At 59.0% G+C, this 17,973-nt stretch carries 21 protein-coding genes and 1 pseudogene; 14 read left to right on the forward strand and 8 right to left on the reverse strand.

Annotated features, from left to right (window positions below; translation table 11 throughout):
- Positions 1-451 (forward strand): annotated as a pseudogene (locus tag AC1XOS_RS08595) (hypothetical protein); the annotation flags it as partial.
- 1 nt (position 452) lies between these two features.
- Here the strand turns inward: AC1XOS_RS08595 and AC1XOS_RS08600 are convergent.
- The 3 genes from AC1XOS_RS08600 to AC1XOS_RS08610 are packed head-to-tail and all read right to left on the reverse strand — an operon-like array spanning position 453 to position 3,753.
- On the reverse strand, positions 453-2,090 hold the full coding sequence (locus AC1XOS_RS08600; protein WP_481961806.1) for a phospholipid carrier-dependent glycosyltransferase: 1,638 nt from the start codon (positions 2,088-2,090) through the stop codon (positions 453-455).
- Between the two features lie 7 nt (positions 2,091-2,097).
- Positions 2,098-2,871 (reverse strand): TerC family protein, encoded by a 774-nt coding sequence (locus AC1XOS_RS08605; protein WP_481961807.1) that lies wholly within the window; start codon positions 2,869-2,871, stop codon positions 2,098-2,100.
- A gap of 45 nt (positions 2,872-2,916) precedes the next feature.
- Positions 2,917-3,753, reverse strand: coding sequence for a histidinol-phosphatase (locus tag AC1XOS_RS08610; protein ID WP_481961808.1), 837 nt, complete (start codon positions 3,751-3,753; stop codon positions 2,917-2,919).
- Positions 3,754-4,016: 263 nt separating this feature from the next.
- Here AC1XOS_RS08610 and ribH point away from each other — a divergent pair, with 263 nt between their 5' ends.
- The 4 genes from ribH (at position 4,017) to AC1XOS_RS08630 (ending at position 6,945) form a co-directional block, all read left to right on the forward strand.
- Positions 4,017-4,484 carry a 6,7-dimethyl-8-ribityllumazine synthase gene (ribH, locus tag AC1XOS_RS08615; RefSeq protein ID WP_309719303.1) on the forward strand — a complete coding sequence of 156 codons (468 nt, stop codon included), beginning with the start codon at positions 4,017-4,019 and terminating at the stop codon, positions 4,482-4,484.
- Positions 4,466-4,855 (forward strand): VOC family protein, encoded by a 390-nt coding sequence (locus AC1XOS_RS08620; RefSeq protein ID WP_481961809.1) that lies wholly within the window; start codon positions 4,466-4,468, stop codon positions 4,853-4,855. Before ribH ends, AC1XOS_RS08620 begins: the two co-directional genes overlap by 19 nt.
- Before the next feature lie 172 nt (positions 4,856-5,027).
- On the forward strand, positions 5,028-5,609 hold the full coding sequence (locus tag AC1XOS_RS08625) for a hypothetical protein (protein ID WP_481961810.1): 582 nt from the start codon (positions 5,028-5,030) through the stop codon (positions 5,607-5,609).
- A gap of 31 nt (positions 5,610-5,640) precedes the next feature.
- Positions 5,641-6,945, forward strand: coding sequence for a hypothetical protein (locus tag AC1XOS_RS08630; RefSeq protein ID WP_481961811.1), 1,305 nt, complete (start codon positions 5,641-5,643; stop codon positions 6,943-6,945).
- A 134-nt stretch (positions 6,946-7,079) separates the two neighbouring features.
- On the opposite strand, the gene AC1XOS_RS08635 is transcribed toward AC1XOS_RS08630, so the two are convergent.
- Together AC1XOS_RS08635 and AC1XOS_RS08640 are read right to left on the reverse strand one after the other, a co-directional pair.
- Positions 7,080-8,396, reverse strand: a complete 1,317-nt coding sequence (locus tag AC1XOS_RS08635; protein ID WP_481961812.1) for a dicarboxylate/amino acid:cation symporter — start codon at positions 8,394-8,396, stop codon at positions 7,080-7,082.
- Positions 8,397-8,424: 28 nt separating this feature from the next.
- Positions 8,425-8,898, reverse strand: a complete 474-nt coding sequence (locus AC1XOS_RS08640) for a ferritin family protein (protein ID WP_481961813.1) — start codon at positions 8,896-8,898, stop codon at positions 8,425-8,427.
- 70 nt (positions 8,899-8,968) lie between these two features.
- Here AC1XOS_RS08640 and AC1XOS_RS08645 point away from each other — a divergent pair, with 70 nt between their 5' ends.
- Entirely contained in the window at positions 8,969-9,526 is a 558-nt protein-coding gene (locus AC1XOS_RS08645; RefSeq protein WP_481961814.1) for a MogA/MoaB family molybdenum cofactor biosynthesis protein, read from the forward strand.
- A 50-nt stretch (positions 9,527-9,576) separates the two neighbouring features.
- Here the strand turns inward: AC1XOS_RS08645 and AC1XOS_RS08650 are convergent, their stop codons facing one another.
- A complete protein-coding gene (locus AC1XOS_RS08650) occupies positions 9,577-9,879 on the reverse strand; it encodes an FmdB family zinc ribbon protein (RefSeq protein WP_481961815.1) in 303 nt (100 codons plus the stop codon).
- A 35-nt stretch (positions 9,880-9,914) separates the two neighbouring features.
- On the opposite strand from AC1XOS_RS08650, the gene AC1XOS_RS08655 reads away from it, so the two are divergent.
- The 6 genes from AC1XOS_RS08655 to rfaD are packed head-to-tail and all read left to right on the forward strand — an operon-like array spanning position 9,915 to position 13,936.
- Positions 9,915-10,478: a sulfurtransferase TusA family protein gene (locus tag AC1XOS_RS08655; RefSeq protein WP_481961816.1), complete on the forward strand. Its 564-nt coding sequence runs from the start codon at positions 9,915-9,917 to the stop codon at positions 10,476-10,478.
- The gene (locus AC1XOS_RS08660) at positions 10,479-10,838 is read left to right on the forward strand and encodes a DsrE family protein (RefSeq protein WP_481961817.1); all 360 of its coding nucleotides are present in this window, start codon (positions 10,479-10,481) and stop codon (positions 10,836-10,838) included.
- Complete coding sequence (locus tag AC1XOS_RS08665) at positions 10,839-11,576, forward strand: OsmC family protein (protein ID WP_481961818.1); 738 nt, start codon at positions 10,839-10,841, stop codon at positions 11,574-11,576.
- A 22-nt stretch (positions 11,577-11,598) separates the two neighbouring features.
- On the forward strand, positions 11,599-11,802 hold the full coding sequence (locus tag AC1XOS_RS08670) for a hypothetical protein (protein WP_481961819.1): 204 nt from the start codon (positions 11,599-11,601) through the stop codon (positions 11,800-11,802).
- Positions 11,799-12,932 (forward strand): vitamin-B12 independent methionine synthase, encoded by a 1,134-nt coding sequence (locus AC1XOS_RS08675; RefSeq protein WP_481961820.1) that lies wholly within the window; start codon positions 11,799-11,801, stop codon positions 12,930-12,932. The genes AC1XOS_RS08670 and AC1XOS_RS08675 overlap by 4 nt, the downstream gene beginning before the upstream one ends.
- A gap of 26 nt (positions 12,933-12,958) precedes the next feature.
- A complete protein-coding gene (gene rfaD / locus AC1XOS_RS08680; protein WP_481961821.1) occupies positions 12,959-13,936 on the forward strand; it encodes an ADP-glyceromanno-heptose 6-epimerase in 978 nt (325 codons plus the stop codon).
- Here rfaD and AC1XOS_RS08685 read toward each other — a convergent pair.
- Positions 13,933-14,682, reverse strand: coding sequence for a polysaccharide deacetylase family protein (locus AC1XOS_RS08685; RefSeq protein WP_481961822.1), 750 nt, complete (start codon positions 14,680-14,682; stop codon positions 13,933-13,935). The two genes, rfaD and AC1XOS_RS08685, sit on opposite strands and share 4 nt — an antisense overlap.
- Before the next feature lie 51 nt (positions 14,683-14,733).
- On the opposite strand from AC1XOS_RS08685, the gene AC1XOS_RS08690 reads away from it, so the two are divergent.
- Positions 14,734-15,924, forward strand: a complete 1,191-nt coding sequence (locus AC1XOS_RS08690) for a CBS domain-containing protein (protein ID WP_481961823.1) — start codon at positions 14,734-14,736, stop codon at positions 15,922-15,924.
- Here AC1XOS_RS08690 and AC1XOS_RS08695 read toward each other — a convergent pair.
- Positions 15,869-17,032, reverse strand: coding sequence for an acyltransferase family protein (locus AC1XOS_RS08695; RefSeq protein WP_481961824.1), 1,164 nt, complete (start codon positions 17,030-17,032; stop codon positions 15,869-15,871). The genes AC1XOS_RS08690 and AC1XOS_RS08695 overlap by 56 nt on opposite strands.
- 87 nt (positions 17,033-17,119) lie before the next feature.
- Between AC1XOS_RS08695 and AC1XOS_RS08700 the strand changes: the two genes are divergently transcribed.
- A partial coding sequence (locus tag AC1XOS_RS08700; RefSeq protein ID WP_481961825.1) for a DUF1587 domain-containing protein occupies positions 17,120-17,973 on the forward strand: 854 nt, incomplete at its 3' end.

The raw sequence follows: 17,973 nt of genomic DNA on the forward strand, positions 1-17,973 counted from the left end.
GCGCTACTCTGAGGCGGAGCCCATCGTCCACGAGGCGCTGGGTCAGATGCCCGATGAGATGGGACAGGCCAATGTGCGCTACCTTTTAGGAGAGCTCGCCCGCCACACAGGCCAACCCACCGCTGCCCTTGCCCACTATACCGAGGCGCTCCGCCTCTGCCACGATAACATGATCCATGTGCTTCCCGCCTTTATCGAGCGTAGCCGGGCGATCGTGCTGGCAAGCCAGAAAGACTTCGCTGCCGCTTGGGCCAGTGTTCAGGCAGCGCTAGTGGAGTTTCGCCGCTACCGGATCGGGGCGCAGCTCGGCTCGACACTGGCGGAGATGGCCTGGATCGCGCATCGGGAAGGCAAGCCCCGAGAGGCCCAAGCCTTCTTCGAGCAAGCCACACAAGCCCCGCCGCGTGATATTCGCCACCCCCGTGATGAAGCCCGGCTCCAAATTTTCTAGGCTAGCTCCAGAGCTTCCCTAGCCAGAGGTGCATCTGAAGGTAAAACTGCGGAATGGGCAGGGCGGAGAGGAGCGGGTAGAAGAAGCCAAACCAGAAGAGAATGAGCGCCCCATAGCCAAGAGCAATCGAGCGTGAGTCTTCGTCGCGGCTGGTGACGAGGCGTGCGCCAAAGTAGCCCAGCACGATGCAGGCAAAGGGCAGCGCCTCAAAGAAGTAGTGGAGAAAGACCAGTGGGCGCGGCTGGATGCTCCACGCCAGCCAGAGTCCCAGTCCCAGCAGTGCAGCAAAGCCCAAGCCCGCGTGGCGCTCTTTTTGGGCACGCCAGACCGCCATGCAGAGTGCGGGGATGCTTGCCCACCAGACAAAGACATTGCCGATACAGAGAATCCCCACGGTTCTACCATCGCCTGGCCCCACGATACCGCGCTCGTACCAAGTCGGGCGCAGCACCAGCGGCCACGACCACCACGGCGAGCTCCACGGGTGGGTCTCTTTCATCCCGGCGTGGTAGTCCCACATCACTTTCTGCTCGGTGAAGACTTTGTACAAGTCATGCCTCGGCTCTTGGAGCATATACGGCCGGTACGAAAGCAAGTAGAGGCAGATCGGCAGGGCAATAAAGGCCAGCAAGTACAGACCCGGCAGTGCGATGAGCTTGTTCTTGGGATCAAGCGCCTGCAAAATCGCGTAAGCGACGAGATAGATCACCACGGCTCCGAGTGCCCACTGCCCCAAGCTCTCTAAGATCAGGCGCTGTTTGTCGGGAAAGCTAGTGTCCGCCTTGTAGAACTGGCTCGCTTTGACGAAAAGCCCCACCAAAAGCGTCACCCCCAGCCCGGCCAGTGCAAGAACTTTCGGAGATTTTGCCGCGCGGGGCAGGTCGTATGAGAGCAGCCAGAGCGCGATGAGCCCCACGGCGTAGAGGGTGGTCCAGCGGGTTGCAACCGCAAGGCCCAGCGCGAGGCCCAGCGCCAGCATCCAGCGGGTCTTTCCCCCGACGCGATAGTTCCATGCCGTCAGTGCCGCCAGCAAGATAAAACAGACTGTGTAGATATTGGTCATCGCCAGCCGGCTCTGCACGAAGAAGACCCCGTCCAGCGCCAGCATCCCCATCGCCAGCAGCGCCGCCAGCCGGTTACCCGTGAGCTGACGCGCCAAAAAGTAGAGCAGAAAGAGCGAGAGGGCTCCAAAGACCACACTGCCAAAGCGCCAGCCCAGCGCGGCCTCGTGGGAAAACAGCATGTCGGGCCTGTAGATCCCCTCCAGTGGGTTGAAGTTTCCCCCGAAGAGCCGCAGCCCCACCGCGATAATCAGCTTGGCCAGCGGAGGGTGCGTCCACTCCATCGGGTTTTGCCCTAAGACATACTGCATCCCGGTTCGGGAGTGGTAGCACTCATCGAAGACCGCCTTGGTCGGGAAGTCCAGCCGCCAGAGAGAGACGCACAGAAATATCATGGAGAGCGTCGCGGCCAAGAGGTAGTCCAGCCGAACGATGGGCTCCTGTGCCAGGCCACGCGTCTCTCCATTTTCTGAGTTTACGTTGTTTTCTTTGAGGCGATAGAAGCTAAAAAGCGCAAAAAAAACCAGCATCGCCACCGTCAGCGGCAGGATAAAGTGGGCAGGTGTCAGGTTTTCCATGTCTCTATTATAGCTTGGGTTCGATTAGCTCCACACTTTTATTCTTCTTGTCGGAAGTGGCGCGGATATTGAGCACCTGCACAAACACCGAAAAGCCCATCGAGAAGTAGACATAGCCTTGGGGAATCTCAAAGTGAAAGCCCTCAATCACTAAGTTAAAGCCAATCAGCAAGAGAAAGGAGAGCGCCAGAATCTTTACGCCAGGGTGCTTCTCCACAAAGCGGCTCACGGGATTGACCGTCAGCGCCATAATCCCCGTCGAGACCAGCACCGCTAAGATCATCACCGTGACCTGACTGGGAGGGATCATCCCAATGGCCGTAACAATCGAGTCGAGCGAGAAGACGATATTGAGCAGCATGATCTGCACCATCACCGCCCCAAATGTCCCGCTGCCACTCTTGCGCTCCTCTGGGTTTTCTTCGATATGATCGTCGCCCTCTAGCTTATGGTGCAGCTCGTGGGAAGCCTTGGCCAGCAAGAAGATCCCGCCAATGATCAGCACCAAGTCTTGCAAAGAGATCCCAATGGTCGCGGCATGCGAGTGTGGGTCTTGAAACGGCAGACTAAACAGAGGATCTTTCATCCGAAGCACCACGGGAATAAAGAGCAGTAGCAAGATGCGCGGAATTACCGCTAGCACCATTCCCTTGCGACGGCCCTCCGCTTGTCTTTCTGGGACGAGCTTGCCGGAGAGAATCGAGATAAAGACGATATTGTCTATCCCCAGCACGATCTCCAGCGCGATCAGGGTCAGCAGACCAATCCAGGCGCTGGGCATACTTACCCAGTGAAAGTTAAGAAGATTCTCCAAAAAGCTTGCCCCCTAGCCCCCGCCACGCGGGGGAGCGCGAAATGTTTGAATGTGACTCCGTTTTACCCGATTTGGTTGCGCTTCCAAAGAAATAGCTAATCCTTCCAGCAATATCTCGACTTTTGAACGGGCAAAGTGGATCTCGCTGGGTGCGTGGCAGTCCGAGCCAAACGTGAGAGGAACACCGCACTTGATCAGCTCCGTGAGCATCGGTAGATTGGGGTACGGCGCATCCCAAAAAGGCTGCTTGCGGTAGCACGACGTATTGAGCTCGACGATGCAGCCCGACTCGGCAATCGCCGCCGCGACTTGTGGGTAGAGCTCAGCGGCGAGCTTCTCGGGAATGCCGGGCGAGTAGGTATCTATGACCGTCAGGTGCGAGAGAATGTCAAAGAGCCCAGACTTCGCCGCTAAAATCACCTGGCGGTAGTAGTCGCGAAAGATGCGCTCAGGCCTTTGTGCCGTCCAGTGCCGCCGGTTAAAGACGCTATGGCCGAGGGCGTAGTGCACGCTTCCTAAAACATAGTCAAAGGGATGCGCCGCCAGCCAGGCGGCAAGTTTTTCCTCGTGCCCTTCGATAAAGTCCGCCTCAATCCCCACGGCCAGCGCAATTCTATCGGCGTAGCGCTCTTTAAGAGCCATGGCCTCGGCAACATAGTTTGGAAGCTCAGAGATCGCCATCTGGATGCCGGGCTGGGCATGGTCGCCCTCCAGCCAGTAAGCCGGGCCATGATCCGACATCCCAAAGTGGGTCAGGCCGAGCACTATTGCCTGCTGGACATAGTCCTCCAGCGTCCCGATTGCATGGCCACAGCGGTCGTTGTGGCTATGGTAGTCAAAGGTAATCACGCCAAGAGTGTACCCGCGCCTTTTGCCTGCCGGCTCGCTTAGGCTCGTCAGGGACACCCTCTGGGTACGGGCTTCGCGGCTCCCAAAACTGGCATGCTGGCAACAATAAAGAAGAGCAACATCGCTTTAGTTTCCTCTAGGATCTGCCGCTCGCGGCGGCTGAGTTTCTCGGTAAAGTGCATAATCAGTGCTAATCTTTTAGCATAATGCTAATAAATTAGCACATGATCGAAAGCGTGTCGAGTTTTAGGTACAATAGCTGCATGCCTCAGGTTTTTGAAGGGAGTCTGGTTGCGACTGGGCTCAAGATTGGGATTGTTATCTCCCGCTGGAACGGGTTTATCACCGAGCGCCTGCTCGAAGGAGCGCTTGATGCGTTCCGGCGGCACGGCGGCGATCCGGAGAAAGTGGCGATTGCGCGTGTGCCGGGGACGTTCGAGATCCCGCTGATCGCACGAAAAATGGCCGCGTCGGGCAAGTACGATGCGGTGATCTGTCTGGGCTGCCTGATTCGCGGCTCCACCGACCACTACGACTACATCGCCTCCGAGGCCAGCAAGGGCATCTCACAAGCCATGCTCGCCACCGATACCCCCGTGACTTTCGGCGTCTTAACGTGCGACACGATTGAGCAGGCCATTGAGCGCGCGGGCACCAAGGCGGGCAATAAAGGCTCCGAGGTCGCCGTCGCTGCCATCGAGATGGCGAACCTGTGCAAGTCGCTGGCCTAAGGCTCGACCACCTAGTTCTGACCGTCGCCGACATCCCGCGCACCCTAGAGTTTTATGAGCGCGTGCTCGGGATGGAGCGGCAGAGCTTCGGCGTTGGCCGAGTGGCCTTGCGCTTTGGCGATCAGAAGATAAATCTGCACCAAGCCGGTCGGGAGCTAGAGCCCAAAGCCACGCTCCCGACCCCTGGCTCCGCCGACCTCTGCTTTCTCACCGACACGCCACTGACAGAGATCGCCTCACACTTAGACCACTGCGCCGTCGAGATTCTCGAAGGCCCCGTCGCCCGTACCGGAGCCACCGGCCCGATTCTCTCGCTCTACTTCCGCGACCCCGACGGCAATCTGATCGAAGTGGCAAATCATGCCGATTGAGCGCTGCGAGCGGCCTCTCACACCCGAGGAGCGTACAGAACGTCAGGAAGTTCTTGCCACCTATTCGCCAGAGCGCTTGGCGGCGCAGGCACGGAAAGACCAGCGCCAGGCTTTTTCCTGGGTTATCGCAGTAGGAGTAGGATGCCCTCTGCTGAGTGCTATTCTCTGGCAGATGGGCATGACAGCTTTAATGGCACTTGCCATTGGCATGGGACTCTTTAGTTTTCTTTTTCGCTTGGCGCGTAGCAACCAGCGCCAGCTCCTAGATGCCCATCAAAAGTTACGCGAGGCCCCCTTCTTGCGCCAGCTCCAAGCAGAGCTAAAAAATAATCGCATCAGTGTCTTAAAAGTCACAAGTACCCACTGCATCTCTTTCAATACAGGAGACGACGATGTGGGAATCCACTACTTTTTCCAAATTGCGCCACAGCAGTTTCTACTTCTACACTCGTTTAACTTCGATGGGCTGGAACAAGACGATCCACCTGCTACATTTGAAATTCATGACGAGGCACAAGACCCTACGGTTTTTCCTTTAAGTGAAGAAGAATTGCCTCCCACTGCACATCTCGTTTTACCAGGAAGTGAGCCAAATGAAGATGACATTCCTGAGGTGCAACTATCATCAGAAAGTGGTTTGCTTTTTTTGGAATTGAAAGACGGTGATCTCTTTAACCTCTCTCTCGCTGAGCTTCTCGAAAACCCAATGGCATTGCTCAAGACCCGAACCAGAAATCTCTGGGAGAGGCCGTAACCAACCGCGCTGATTTTACGTCTATCCCCCCATGAACCCGACACGACGCAGTATTTTAAAGTGGAGCGGCCTCGCGCTTGCCTCATCGCCTGTGGTAGGCCTCTTGACACTCTCCATCTCTGGCCCAAGCTTGCTGGAGAGACAGCGCGCCGCCGCACGCCGCGAGGGGATTCCGCTGACGCCCGAAGACCTGCGCCCAAATCCGCCTATTCCTGACTCCCAGAACGCAGGGCCGCTCCTCAAAGAGCTTACCAAGCGCTACCGTGCGCTTCCTGAAAAAGAGCGTATTGCCTGGGAAAAACTTTCAGGGGACCTTCTGAAGGCCCCTGAGGATGAGGCACTTCGGGCAACATTCCTGGATAGTGAGCAGCGCTACGCGACACTGATTCACCTCGCCCAGGATGCGAGCGCACTGCCACACTGTGATATGGCCTATGACTGGAGCCAGGGGCCAGATTTGCTCTTCCCTGAGTTTGCGGTTCTGCGTCAGTTTGCACGTATTCTTACGGCAAAAGCATACCTCGCTTCCGATGCTACTCATGCCTGGACTTCGATTGCGCAGGCTGCCCAGCTTGGTAATCGGATAGGTGAGACTCCTTGTCTGATCGCGGCGTTGGTCTCGGTTGCCATTCACGCGATTGCCGACAAGGGCTATATCGCAACTCTGAAACGCTTCGGGCCCAGCCAACAGGCCCACGCGACCCTTGCTGCATTTGGGGCACCTCCTGATCCCGAGCTCTACTTTGGCGGTGAGGTAATTCTCTCAACCGTTGCCATGAAGCAGATGCGCCAAGGAAGGGTTCAGAGCTTTAGTGATGAGTCTGAAACCCCGGATACGAACCGAACCCTAGCGCTGGTGGCACCAGTGGCGACACCCTACTGGGAGAAACAGCTTCTTCTTTTCTGGCGTGGCGCGTTTGTTCAGGCCAGGAAGTGCAAGCAGACGGGCGACTACGAAGCACTGGGCAAGTGGTTCGACGCGACCGTTGGGGAGTGGCAGAAAGACAAGCTCAATATCCCTCAGAACCTGATGGTGCTGATTCTGACACCTGTCTTCTCCGAGGCAGCGGTCAAGACCCACCTTCATACGGCGGCGCTCCGGCATTTGCGAGAAACGGCGCTGGCGCTACTTGAGGAGAAGGCAAAAACGGGCAGCTTCCCCGACTCTCCCACGCTCCCCGCCGATCCATTCTCCCCAGACAAGCAACCGCTCCGCTACCGCAAAGACGGCGCGGGCTGTCTTCTCTACAGCATCGGGCAGGATCACACCGATGATGGCGGGGTTGCGAAGCGCGAGAAAAACAGCGAGAAGCTAGATCTGGTCGTGCGGCTCTGACCGCCCCATGGAATGGGGCGTCAACAGTGGCACTGCATGCCGCAAAGCCCGTGCCGGGCTGGGATTGGGTAGCCCGGCACGGGCTTTGCGGCGGAGGAACGACGCCATTGCAGACGCCGGTTTCAACCGGCGGCCTACGATTCGTCGCCGAGGGGGATGTCGGGGAGGCGCTCGCTGGATTCCTCGCGCTCTTTTCCATCCAGCAGGCAGGAGATGTTCATGTCGCCCATGACGTTGATCATGGTGCGGCAGCGGTCTAAGAACCAGTCCACGGTGAAGAGCAAGGCGATATAGCGGACGTCCAGCCCGACGGCGGTGAAGACCAGGGTCATGGTGACAAGGCCCGCCTCGGGGATTCCTGCCGCGCCCACCGATGCCACGATGCTCGTAATGACGATGAGAAGCTGCTGCTGGAGCGTGAGGTTCTGCCCCAGTAGCTGCGCCACAAAGAGCGCCGACATTGCCTCGTAGAGCGCCGTGCCGTCGTTGTTGAAGTTCGAGCCAACCAGCGAGCCCATGCTCGCCGAGCGCTCCCGCAGCCCGACTTTGGTCCAGAGACACTGGAACGTCACCGGCATGGTCGCGGTGGACGAGGCCGTCGAGAAGGCCATCACCAGCGCGTCGCGGCAGCCTTGCAACAGCTGACCGGGTCGCACCCAGGAGCCGAAACGAACGCGGGTGAGGTAGTAGCACGCCTGCAAGAACAAGGCGATCAGGACGGCGACAATAAAGTAGCCCAGCGCGGCGAACGGCGCAAAGCCCTGCTTGCCCACGATCGAGGCCACGATGCCAAAGATGCCAATAGGGACGATCTGGATAATGCCGTGCAGGATGCTGACAAGCGTCTCCATCGCGATGTCCACCGCCTGCATTACGGTGGTGACGGCGCGGTCTTTCATGGCGCGAAGCGTGGTTCCAAAGGCCAGCGCCAGCAGGATAATCCCGATGACATTGTTCTCCACCAGCGGCCCGGCAAGGCTCTTGGGGACGTTGTCTAAAAACTGCTCCCAAACCTCTTTTTTGGCCTCAGGCGCTTTCCAGCCCGATTTCTCCATGGTCTCTAGGATCAGCTTTTTCTGGGGATCGGTCTCTTTCGATGAGAGCGTGGCCTTGGGCGCGGGCAGCTCCAGCTTGCCGTACTTGCCTGGCTGAACCACATTGGCGACAACCAGCCCAATCACAATCGCGACCACGGTGTTGAGCACCAGCAAGCCCCCGAGCTTGGCGGCGAGCTTGCCCTTGACCTCGGTCTTCATCAGGGCCTGGATCACGGCGATCAGGATCAGCGGTGGAGCCAGCGCCCCCAGCATCCGTAGGATCAGCTTGGCGGGAACCTCAAGATTGGCCGCCCCCTCGCCCCATGCCGTCCCAACAATTGCTCCCAGTACCAGGGCGATCATGATCCGAATGTAGAGCGGGGTTGCTTTCCACCATGCAAAAAATCCATTCATGCGGGGCTATTCGCCATCTGCGACGCTCTTACCTGCCGTGGTTGACTTTATCTCGTATCTTGCGCACCTGAGCGGGCGTCAAGGTGGGAGTGGGGGGAGCGAGCTTTTTTTGGAGAAGGGGTAGGTGGAGATCACGCGAGGTGATCTTGATAATGGTGATGATATCGCTGATATCTTGCTGCTTGACAAAGCCCAGATAGCGGCTGCACTCCTTGACCATATTTTGCTCCCATGTGGTACTTAGCCGTAGGGTCTCCGTGAGGCTAATAGGTAGCTTCCCCATTGGTTTTGCCGAGCTCGGTTCGGTGACCGAGTAGGTCTTGAGCAAGCCCAGCATGAGGCGCTCGTGACGGCGCTCCGTGCGGGCCATGTCGGCAAAGGGAAAGGCTTTTCCGTAGCGCCCCGCCGCACTCTCGTAGAAAAGCGCACTGCCCCGCACGTCCTGCAAGACACTCGTCAGCGCCGACTGCGTCATCATGTCCACTCCACCCATCTGTCTCATGTGCCCAGGGTAGCCCCAAACCACAGATCTAGCATCCCCCGAGTGACAGATTCGGGTACTCTAACTTTCCATGAGCCATCAAGAACACCAGCAAAAAGCCAACGGGCGTGGCCCGATTCCCCTGGGAGTGGTGACCGTCAGCGATACCCGCACGACAGAGACCGACCTCAACGGGCAGTTTCTAAGGCGTGAGGTCGCCGCAGCGGGGCACGTACTGGCTTTCTACCGAATCATCGAGGACGAGCCTGCACAAGTGGCAACAGCGCTGGACGCGGCCATTGTGGCAGGCGTGCAGGTGCTGCTTTTCAACGGTGGCACAGGAATCTCACAGCGCGACACGACCTACGATGCCCTGGCGCAGAAGCTAGAGAAAACGCTCCCTGGCTTTGGGGAGATCTTTCGCATGCTCTCCTGGGAGCAAGTGGGCGCAGCGGCGATGCTCTCGCGTGCCGTGGCGGGAGTCTACCAAGGCATGGCCGTTTTCTCCACGCCCGGCTCTCACAAAGCCGTCGTCTTGGCCTGGGAAAAGCTCATCGCCCCCGAGCTTGCGCATATCGCCTGGGAGCTGGTGAAAACTTCCCCCCCATCCCCCGCAGAGCGGGGGGGATCAGAGGAATCGGATTCCTAATTGTCCCCCCGTCGGGTACCCTCTGGGTGGGGGGTTAGGGGGCGGGCTTTTTACAACCCGTCCGAGGTGTTATTGCCATCGAGCGTGGCGGGGGCTTCCGATGAGCCCGCCACTTTTTCGTAGCGGCCTTTTCCGGCGCGGACGTACTTCGTGAAGCCCTTGGCCTCGATATTACTGTCCGAGAGGTTCCCGCTGTTGACCACAGCGCGGAGCGGTAGGCTGACAATGCGGCGCATGGGCTTCTGGCACTCCTCACACTGGGTGAGGGGCGCATCGGACATGCGCTGGAAGATCTCCTGCGTCCCGCCGCAGGTCTCACAGTCGCCATCGCAGCGGTAGGTATAGGTTGGCATAGCTTTTATTCTATCGCGCCGGGTAGAGTGTTCCCATGAATGCTTCTGAGGCGCAGGCACAGCTTACGAGATCCGGCGAGCTCTTTCTGGGAGTCTTCGCGCACGGCTCGCTTGCTGTGGAGATCTACAAGCCAGTCGGGGAGGATCTTCAGCAACCGCACAGCCGCGACGAAGTCTATGTCGTGATCGCGGGCACCGGCTTTTTCCTGAGCGGCGAGACGCGCACGGCATTTACGCCCGGCGCGATGCTCTTTGTCCCAGCGGGCGTCGTCCACCGCTTCGAAGATTTTTCCGACGACTTCGCCACCTGGGTCTTCTTCTACGGCCCCGAGGGCGGCGAGGCTCCGATGCCCAAAGAAGCCGCTACCACCGGCGAGTTGCTCCCCGATGCCTTCAACGACACTGAGGAGATGGGCTGCGGCGACCTGATGATCGCCCTGCGAAAAGCGATGCTGCCGCTTGCGCCCGGCCAGGTTCTCCACCTACGCGCCACCGATCTCGGTGCGCCCCACGATATTCCGGCCTGGTGCAACATGACCGGCCACTCCCTGCTCCGAGCCACTGCGCCGGACTACTATCTGAGAAAGAAAGTTAAATAAATGTCAAAGATTCTGATTAGCGTCACCAACTCCAAGAACGATACCGACCGCGCCACGGTCGGGTTTGTCGTCGCCAATGCCTCGGTCGCCAGTGAGCAGGAGACCGTTGTCTTTCTGTCCATTGAGGGCGCACGCCTTGCCGTCAAAGGCTACGCTGATGACATTCACGAAGAGGGCTTCAAGCCGCTCGGCGAGCTGATCGCCAGCTTTGTCGAGGCAGGCGGGATTATCTGGGTCTGCTCCCCGTGCTTCAAAAAACGCGGCCTCGACGAGAACAACCTCATCCCTGGTGCTACGATCGTCGGTGGCGCAAAAGCCGTCGAGTTTCTCTCCCAGGGCGCTGCCAGCATGACGTACTAGATGAGCGACACTCTTGTTGAAATCCCCGCCGTCGCCAATATCTGCGACGGTGGGAACCTGGACTGTGGCTCGGGGCTCTTGCTGATTATCCGCAAGGCGATGCTGGAGACGCCGCAGTCGGGAGTTCTGGAGATTCGCTCGACGGAGATTTCCGTGCGCGAGGATCTCCCGGCGTGGTGTCGCATGACCAAGAATCCCTACCTGGGCTGGTCGGTTGGCACAGGGACGAATCGCTTCTTTGTGCAGCGTGGCGGCGAGAGCAAGGCCGAGTCCGATGCCGCCGCCGAGCAGGCGAAAAACTACCGCTGGCGCGCCCGTGCACACTGGCAGGCGAGCGAGAACACGGTAAAAGTCTATGCGCGAAACCACGGCTGGGACGTAGGGCAACCGGCCAGCTTCGACGTAAAAGACGCGGCTCCAAGTGCGGTGGAGTATGTGCTCAACGCCTTGGCGGCCTGTCTTGCGATGGGGCTCCAGCTACGCGCCTCACGCGCGGGAGTCACGATTGACGAGCTGGAAGTGGCGCTCTCAGCCAGCATCGAGAACATCAATGTCTTTCTGGGGCTGGAAACCGACGGCCACGCGGGCTTTAAAGAGATCACCGGCACCGCCTACGTCCAGTCCGACTCCGACGACGCCACGATCCAAAAGCTCTGGGCCGAGACACTCCACACCTCGCCCGTCGCGAACTCTCTTACCCGGCCCGTGCCACTTACAATTGAGGTTAAGACGATATAATTTAGGTAAAGGAGCGATGGCCATGAGTAAAGATGCCGAGATCGAAAAGCGTATTTCTCGCCTAGAAGAGGCGGTCGAGCGTTTGAGTAGTCAGAAAGAATCACCGAGTCAGCCTTGGTGGAAACGCAGAGCCGCACTCTTTAAAAATGACCTTGCTGCTTACGATGAAGCAATGGCTCTAGGGCGCGCTTGGAGAGAGTCCGACAAGGCTACAAACGCCGCATGAGCCTTCCTTTGTTTCCCGTGACAGTGGTCGGGTCGTTCCCTCGGCCTGAGGCGCTACGAAGATCACTGCGACGTGGGGTGCCCGATGCTGATGTGCTTGAGCAGGCGCGGGTTGAGGTGCTTGCGCTGCAAGAAGCGGCAGGCGTGGACATTGTCTCCGAGGGCGAGCAGGGGCGCGATAGTTTTTTTAGCTTTATCGCCACGAAACTGGGTGGCGTGCGACTGATGAGCCTTGCGGAGATGCTGGACTGGGTAGAGGATAAAGCGGCGTTTGAGCGGCTTCTGGCGGCGCTGGACGTGCCCGCGTTTGCGATTAAAAACCCCGTGGTCGAGGGAAAGCTCTCTCGCAAAACCACGCTGGCAGGCGATGAGCTGGCGTGGGCAAAGTCTCATACGGGTAAGCCCGTGAAAGTGGCACTGCCGGGGCCGTACTTGCTCTCGCGCTCGATGTGGGTCAAGCGCCTCTCCGCCGATACCTACCCCACCAAAGAGAGCCTCGGGGCGGATGTGGTGGCGGTGCTGCGTGCGGAGCTCATCGCTTTGCGCGATGCAGGAGCGGACTTTGTGCAGTTCGACGAGCCAGTGCTCTCCGAAGTGGCGTTTGCTGGGCCGCACGCCACACATAGCTTTATGTGCGCAGCACTGAGCGAGAAAGCCAGTCCGGAGAGCGAGCTGGAGTTTGCCGTGGAGCTAATCAACCAGGTTGTCGAAGGCGTCGAGGGCATCCGCACGGGGCTACATGTCTGCCGGGGCAACTGGAGCCGCGACGAGTCGGTGCTTCTTGCCGGGCCGTACGATGCCCTGGTGCCCTATTTTGCGCGGATGAAGGTCAATCAGCTCGTGCTGGAGTACGCCACCGAGCGTGCTGGAAGCTTTGCGCCGCTGGCCGCCCTCCCCGATGACAAAGAAATCGGGCTGGGGCTGGTCAACCCTAGAACCAGCGAGATCGAGCCTGTGGAACAGCTTGTTGCACGGGTGCAGGAGCTGCTCTCCTACCGGCCTGCAGAGAGTATTTTCCTCAACCCCGACTGTGGCTTTGGGACTTTTTCGGACCGCCCGATCAACACGCTGGATGTCGCACAAAAGAAGCTGGAGAGCCTGAGCCTTGCCGCACAGACCCTCCGTGCGTAGCGCAAGTAGATGGTAAACTACGCACTGTGAATCGTGTTATTGTAACGGGCGGGGCAGGCTTTATTGGAAGCGCCATGGTCTGGCGGCTCAATCAGGCAGGCATTGACGATATTTTGATCGTGGACAACTTGAACACGTCGGAGAAGTGGCGCAACCTGCTGGGACTGCGCTACACAGACTACCTGCACAAAGACACTTTTCTGGCGCAGCTCAAGGCCGGAGAGCTGGATTTCCAGCCCGATGCGCTGGTGCATCTGGGGGCGTGCTCGGTGACGACGGAGGCCGACGCGGACTACCTGATGGAGAACAACTTCCACTACACCAAGACCCTGGCGGAGTGGGCAACGGCGCGGGGGGTGCGTTTTCTCTATGCCAGCAGCGGCCAGACCTACGGCGATGGTGACCTAGGCTTCGCCGATGACGACGCGCTGGTTCCTCGGCTGAGGCCCATCACGCGCTACGGCTACTCGAAGCATCTCTTTGATCTCCATGCGCTCCGCACGCGCCTCACCGAGGAGATCGTGGGGATTAAGTTCTTTAATGTCTTTGGCCCCAATGAGTACCACAAAGACGACATGCGCTCCGTGGTGCACAAGGCGTTTCAGCAAGTGCAGAGCGAGGGTGTGATCCGGCTCTTCAAGAGCTACCACACAGACTACACCGATGGCGGTCAGACACGAGACTTTGTCTATGTGAAAGACTGTGTGGAGGTGCTCTTCTGGTTTTTACAGCACCCCGAAGAGAACGGGATCTTTAATATCGGCACAGGGAATGCCCGCCCCTGGAACGCGCTGGCAAACGCGGTCTTTGCGGCAATGGGGCGTGAGCCACGCATTGAGTATATTGAGATGCCCGAGCGGCTTCAGGGAAACTACCAGTACCACACTCAAGCGACCATTGAGAAACTACGTCACGCGGGCTGCGATGTCCCATTTCGCTCACTGGAAGAGGCGGTCACAGACTATGTCCAGAACCACCTCGCCACTCCACAACCGTATCTCTAAGTCGCGGCGGTGCGGCTGATGCGGGTGGGGATATTCTGTAGATGGAGCAGGCCGTTGCCGCGCTGGATTAACTCCGAGCAGGTGACAAACTGATAGCCCTGAGCCTGGAGGCGATTGACCATGATGGGAACCGCATTCATGGTGGCAATGAGGCCACTGTGCAGCAGGATGATTCCCCCCGGCGTGATATCGCGCATCACCAGCTCGGTAATCTTCTGGCTGGAGCGCCCTAGTTTATAGTCCGCGGGATCGTCGGTCCAGAGCATGTTGGTGTAGCCTTCCTGGGCAATGATCTTCTGAATCGCATCGTTGTACTCGCCGCCGGGAGGCCGAAAGAGCCGCGTGGGCGCACCAACAATCCCGGTCAGGACATCGCGGGTGCGGTTGAGCTCTTCTGGTACCTGGCTCAAGGGGATCCTAGGCAAGCGGTAGTGGTTGTAGGTGTGGTTACCCAGCTCATGGCCATCTAGAACCATCTGCTCAATGATCTCGGGGTAGCGCAGGGCCATCTTCCCCACCACAAAGAAAGTCGCCTTCACGTTGAGGCGCTTGAGAATCGTCAGAAGATCTAGGGTGCGCCAGCCGTGGGGGCCGTCATCGAAGGTGAGAGCCGCAAGGCGCTGGCTTGGGTCACCCGTCACGACCTTGGTGACACGGATTCCCTTCTGGCGCTCGGCATCATCACGGGCGGCAAGCGCGACGAGACGGCGGTACTCGGGCGAGCTACGAGGGTCTTGTTTGGGCATAAGGATAGCTTGGTGGGGCATGGGAGGAGGCGTGGTAAAGTGTAGCATAGCATGTCTGCCTTTGCCACTGCTCCCGCCTCACCTCCCGATCCTCTTCTTGTCCATGAGCTTGCTCGCCCCTTGCCTGGAATCTCTCCCTACGAGCGGGTCGGGGCAGCGGCAGAGTGGGTGCGTGTCTCTCCCTACCGGTGCGTCCCGGTGGTCTCGGGTGGGATTCTGATAGGGCTTGTCACCGAAGCGTCCCTAGCCACTTACTTACACAGCGCCCCCACTGGCCCTAAGCGCCGTCACTGGCTTGAAGCCCAAGTCGAGAGCACGGTCTTAGTTCCGACAGGTGCCCTCTCTCCGCTCCTGAGCGTGACGGAGCTACAAGCGGCCCTTGAGGAAGAGGGAGTGGATGCCTTGCCGGTTGCAGAAGGCAGTGGGCTCTACTACGGGATGGTCGGGCATGGTGATCTGGTGCGCGAGCTGCTTCGTCCTTTGGCCCTGCCTCCTCTAGGTGGGATGGCGACTCCGGTGGGGGTGCATCTTTCCACGGGCACAGTCTCGGCTGGTGTTAGTGGCGCGGCCCTGGTGCTCACGGGCTTTTGCTTTTTCTTTACCCAGCTCTCCCTGATTATTGTCTTGAGTCTCTTAGAGCCCCACTTGCCCGCCCTGCCGCTCCCACTGGTGTGGCGTGAGACGGTCGAGCTGGCGCTGAGGGCAGTGATCACACTGGCGGTCTTTCTCGGGCTGGTTCGGCTCTCGCCCCTGGCAGGCTTTCATGCGGCGGAGCACCAAGTCGTGCATGCCTTGGAGCGCCATGTGCCGCTTCTGGTGGATCCCGTAAGACGAATGCCGCGTGTGCACCCGCGCTGTGGCACCAATCTCTTAGCGGGCTCGTTTCTGCTGGGTCTGGGAGGAGTTCTGGGGCCACTTCTGGGCGAGGCAGGCTATATTCTCTCGGGGATTTTGGCGCTATTTTTCTGGCGCTCGTTTGGAGGCTGGCTCCAGGAGCATCTCACGACACGCCCGGCCACGGAGGCGCAGCTCACGCAGGCGATTGGCGCGGCCAAGACCCTCTTAGAGCGCCATGAGGCCCGTCCTGAACCTGCCACGCTGCAACAGCGCCTATGGAATAGCGGAATGCCGCAGATGCTCCTGGGCTTTGCGCTCGGCGTGGGCACTCTAGCTCTGCTTGGGCTTCTTATTCCGTCACTTGGGCAGGTACTTCGGCCCCACTGGCAGACTCTCCTCCCCTAGCCTTTCGTGACATTCGTCGCAAGATCGGCAGCTCAAAGGCGTACGTGATCAGTGTGGAGAGTGCCAGCGACACCAGCCAGCTCACCAGCGTGAAGCGCACCCGCAAGCTCTCATCGGTGACCTTCCAGGGCTCGGTAATTCCCATCGCGCTTTGCAGGAGTGTTGCCACCAGCGTGTGCCAGAGGTAGAGGTTGTAGGAGATCGCCGCCAGAAAGCGTAGCGGAAGCGGGCACTTCAGCGGGGTCAGCGAGCCTGCTACGGTCGTGATCAGAAGTGCTAGGGCAAAGGGCAAGCGGACTGCCGCTTGGTGGTTCATCTGCCCGTTGCGGCCGTTGGGCAGGCCCTGGAACGAGTGAAAGACCCACCAGCACGCCACGAGCCCCAGTAGCAAGACAATTCCCCACGCCAAATGCGGCTTGACACGCTTCTGTACCCGCGCCACCAGTACCGCCGCCGCCATTCCCCCACCGAAAAGATCCAGAAACGCAGGGAGCTGGTTCATCCGTCCCGTGTAGGCTAGGCCTTCGGTCTCCAGCTGAAAGCTACGGAACACCCAGAGGCGGTAGAGGCAGGCCAGCGCCACCAAGAGCAGTGTCCCGATCAGTGCGCTTCGGCGAAAGAGCCACGCCACCAGAGGGAAGACCACATAGAACTGCACCTCGACGCCCAGTGACCAGAATACTCCATGAATCGAGCCGTAGGTCTCCAAGAGAAACGGGTGCAAAAAACTCAGATGCGCCAAGAGATGCAGGTGCGGGTCGGCGTGGGCTATCGGATCAGGCAGAGCAAACCAGGCGACGAGCAAACAGAGCCAATAAGATGGCAGGATCTTCCCTGCCCGCCGCGAAAAATAGGTTTGCCAAGAGGGCAGAGCCTCCCTACGGGCAAGAGGCCAGTAGAGACAGAAGCCACTCAAAAAGAAAAACAGCTCGACTCCTAGGTAGCCGCGTGGCACGAGCTGGCCCAGTGTCTCAAAGCGCTCGAGTGGGTTCCACCAGGACTTCTGCCAGAGATGAAAGAACACCACTAAGGCGATAGCAAGCCCACGGAGGCCATCGAGCACCTCCAGACGGCTAGGGAGTAGCTCCTGCTTTTTCTTTTCCTGCACACTCTCTATTATGGCGGAAAAAAAATAAACCTAAAATAAACCAGGAACCTGAACCAGATTCTCTCGGTAACCATCTATAAGATAGCCATGTTTCGATACGCAACCCTTCTCGTTATTGGCCTACCTCTTGCCGCTCTCACGGCAGGGGCGGCTCTGCCCCAAAAAAAAACCACGCAGAAAAAAACGGCCTCAGCCAGCACAAAAGTAGCACCCACCCAACCTGCGGGGAACTTTGAGCGTGATGTTTTGCCGCTGATCCAAAAATACTGTGTGGGCTGCCACACGGCTCCCAATGGCTCCGGAGCGATCAATCTGAGCAGCGAAAAAAGCTTCGCGGCGGTGCTCAAGAGCCGCACCTCATGGGATCGGGTGAGCGGGGTGGTTTTGGAGAAGCGAATGCCGCCCGCCGATATGCCCCAGCCCACCGATGCGGAGCGCAAGCGCATGGGCAACACGCTGGAGAGCCTGTTTTCACAAGCGGACTGCCAGATCAACGACCCTGGCCGTGTTACCATGCGCCGCCTGAATCGCGCCGAGTACAACAACACGATCCGGGACTTGCTCGGGGTCAATGTGCGCCCTGCGGATGACTTCCCCAACGATGATGTGGGCTATGGCTTCGACAATATCGGGGACGTGCTCTCGCTCTCGCCGCTGCTGATGGAAAAGTATCTGAGCGCCGCCGCCAAGACCGCTCAAGCCGCCATTATCGCTGCCGAAGACAAGCCGCGCCTCCAGAAGTTTCCTGCGGGTTTGCTCCAAGGCCCTGGCAGTATCTCCGCAGAAGGCTACCAGCTTGCCACCAACGGCGAGGCCACGATCGAGCACACGTTCCCAGTTCCCGGCACCTACACGATTATCGTGCGAGCGGGCGCGTCCACGTTTGGCAGAGATACCCGTCTGATCGCCAAGGGCAAGGACGGTAAACCCGATAAAATGGG

The sequence above is a fragment of the Armatimonas sp. genome (genome assembly GCF_964826245.1).

Bases quoted from the DNA above. Each gene is read 5' to 3' on its own strand.
- AC1XOS_RS08600 (WP_481961806.1), bottom strand. From the start codon at position 2,090: ATGGAAAACCTGACACCTGCCCACTTTATCCTGCCGCTGACGGTGGCG.
- AC1XOS_RS08605 (WP_481961807.1), bottom strand. From the start codon at position 2,871: ATGCCCAGCGCCTGGATTGGTCTGCTGACCCTGATCGCGCTGGAGATC.
- ribH (WP_309719303.1), top strand. From the start codon at position 4,017: ATGCCTCAGGTTTTTGAAGGGAGTCTGGTTGCGACTGGGCTCAAGATT.
- AC1XOS_RS08625 (WP_481961810.1), top strand. From the start codon at position 5,028: ATGGGCATGACAGCTTTAATGGCACTTGCCATTGGCATGGGACTCTTT.
- AC1XOS_RS08630 (WP_481961811.1), top strand. From the start codon at position 5,641: ATGAACCCGACACGACGCAGTATTTTAAAGTGGAGCGGCCTCGCGCTT.
- AC1XOS_RS08635 (WP_481961812.1), bottom strand. From the start codon at position 8,396: ATGAATGGATTTTTTGCATGGTGGAAAGCAACCCCGCTCTACATTCGG.
- AC1XOS_RS08640 (WP_481961813.1), bottom strand. From the start codon at position 8,898: ATGAGACAGATGGGTGGAGTGGACATGATGACGCAGTCGGCGCTGACG.
- AC1XOS_RS08645 (WP_481961814.1), top strand. From the start codon at position 8,969: ATGAGCCATCAAGAACACCAGCAAAAAGCCAACGGGCGTGGCCCGATT.
- AC1XOS_RS08650 (WP_481961815.1), bottom strand. From the start codon at position 9,879: ATGCCAACCTATACCTACCGCTGCGATGGCGACTGTGAGACCTGCGGC.
- AC1XOS_RS08655 (WP_481961816.1), top strand. From the start codon at position 9,915: ATGAATGCTTCTGAGGCGCAGGCACAGCTTACGAGATCCGGCGAGCTC.
- AC1XOS_RS08660 (WP_481961817.1), top strand. From the start codon at position 10,479: ATGTCAAAGATTCTGATTAGCGTCACCAACTCCAAGAACGATACCGAC.
- AC1XOS_RS08665 (WP_481961818.1), top strand. From the start codon at position 10,839: ATGAGCGACACTCTTGTTGAAATCCCCGCCGTCGCCAATATCTGCGAC.
- AC1XOS_RS08670 (WP_481961819.1), top strand. From the start codon at position 11,599: ATGAGTAAAGATGCCGAGATCGAAAAGCGTATTTCTCGCCTAGAAGAG.
- AC1XOS_RS08675 (WP_481961820.1), top strand. From the start codon at position 11,799: ATGAGCCTTCCTTTGTTTCCCGTGACAGTGGTCGGGTCGTTCCCTCGG.
- AC1XOS_RS08685 (WP_481961822.1), bottom strand. From the start codon at position 14,682: ATGCCCAAACAAGACCCTCGTAGCTCGCCCGAGTACCGCCGTCTCGTC.
- AC1XOS_RS08690 (WP_481961823.1), top strand. From the start codon at position 14,734: ATGTCTGCCTTTGCCACTGCTCCCGCCTCACCTCCCGATCCTCTTCTT.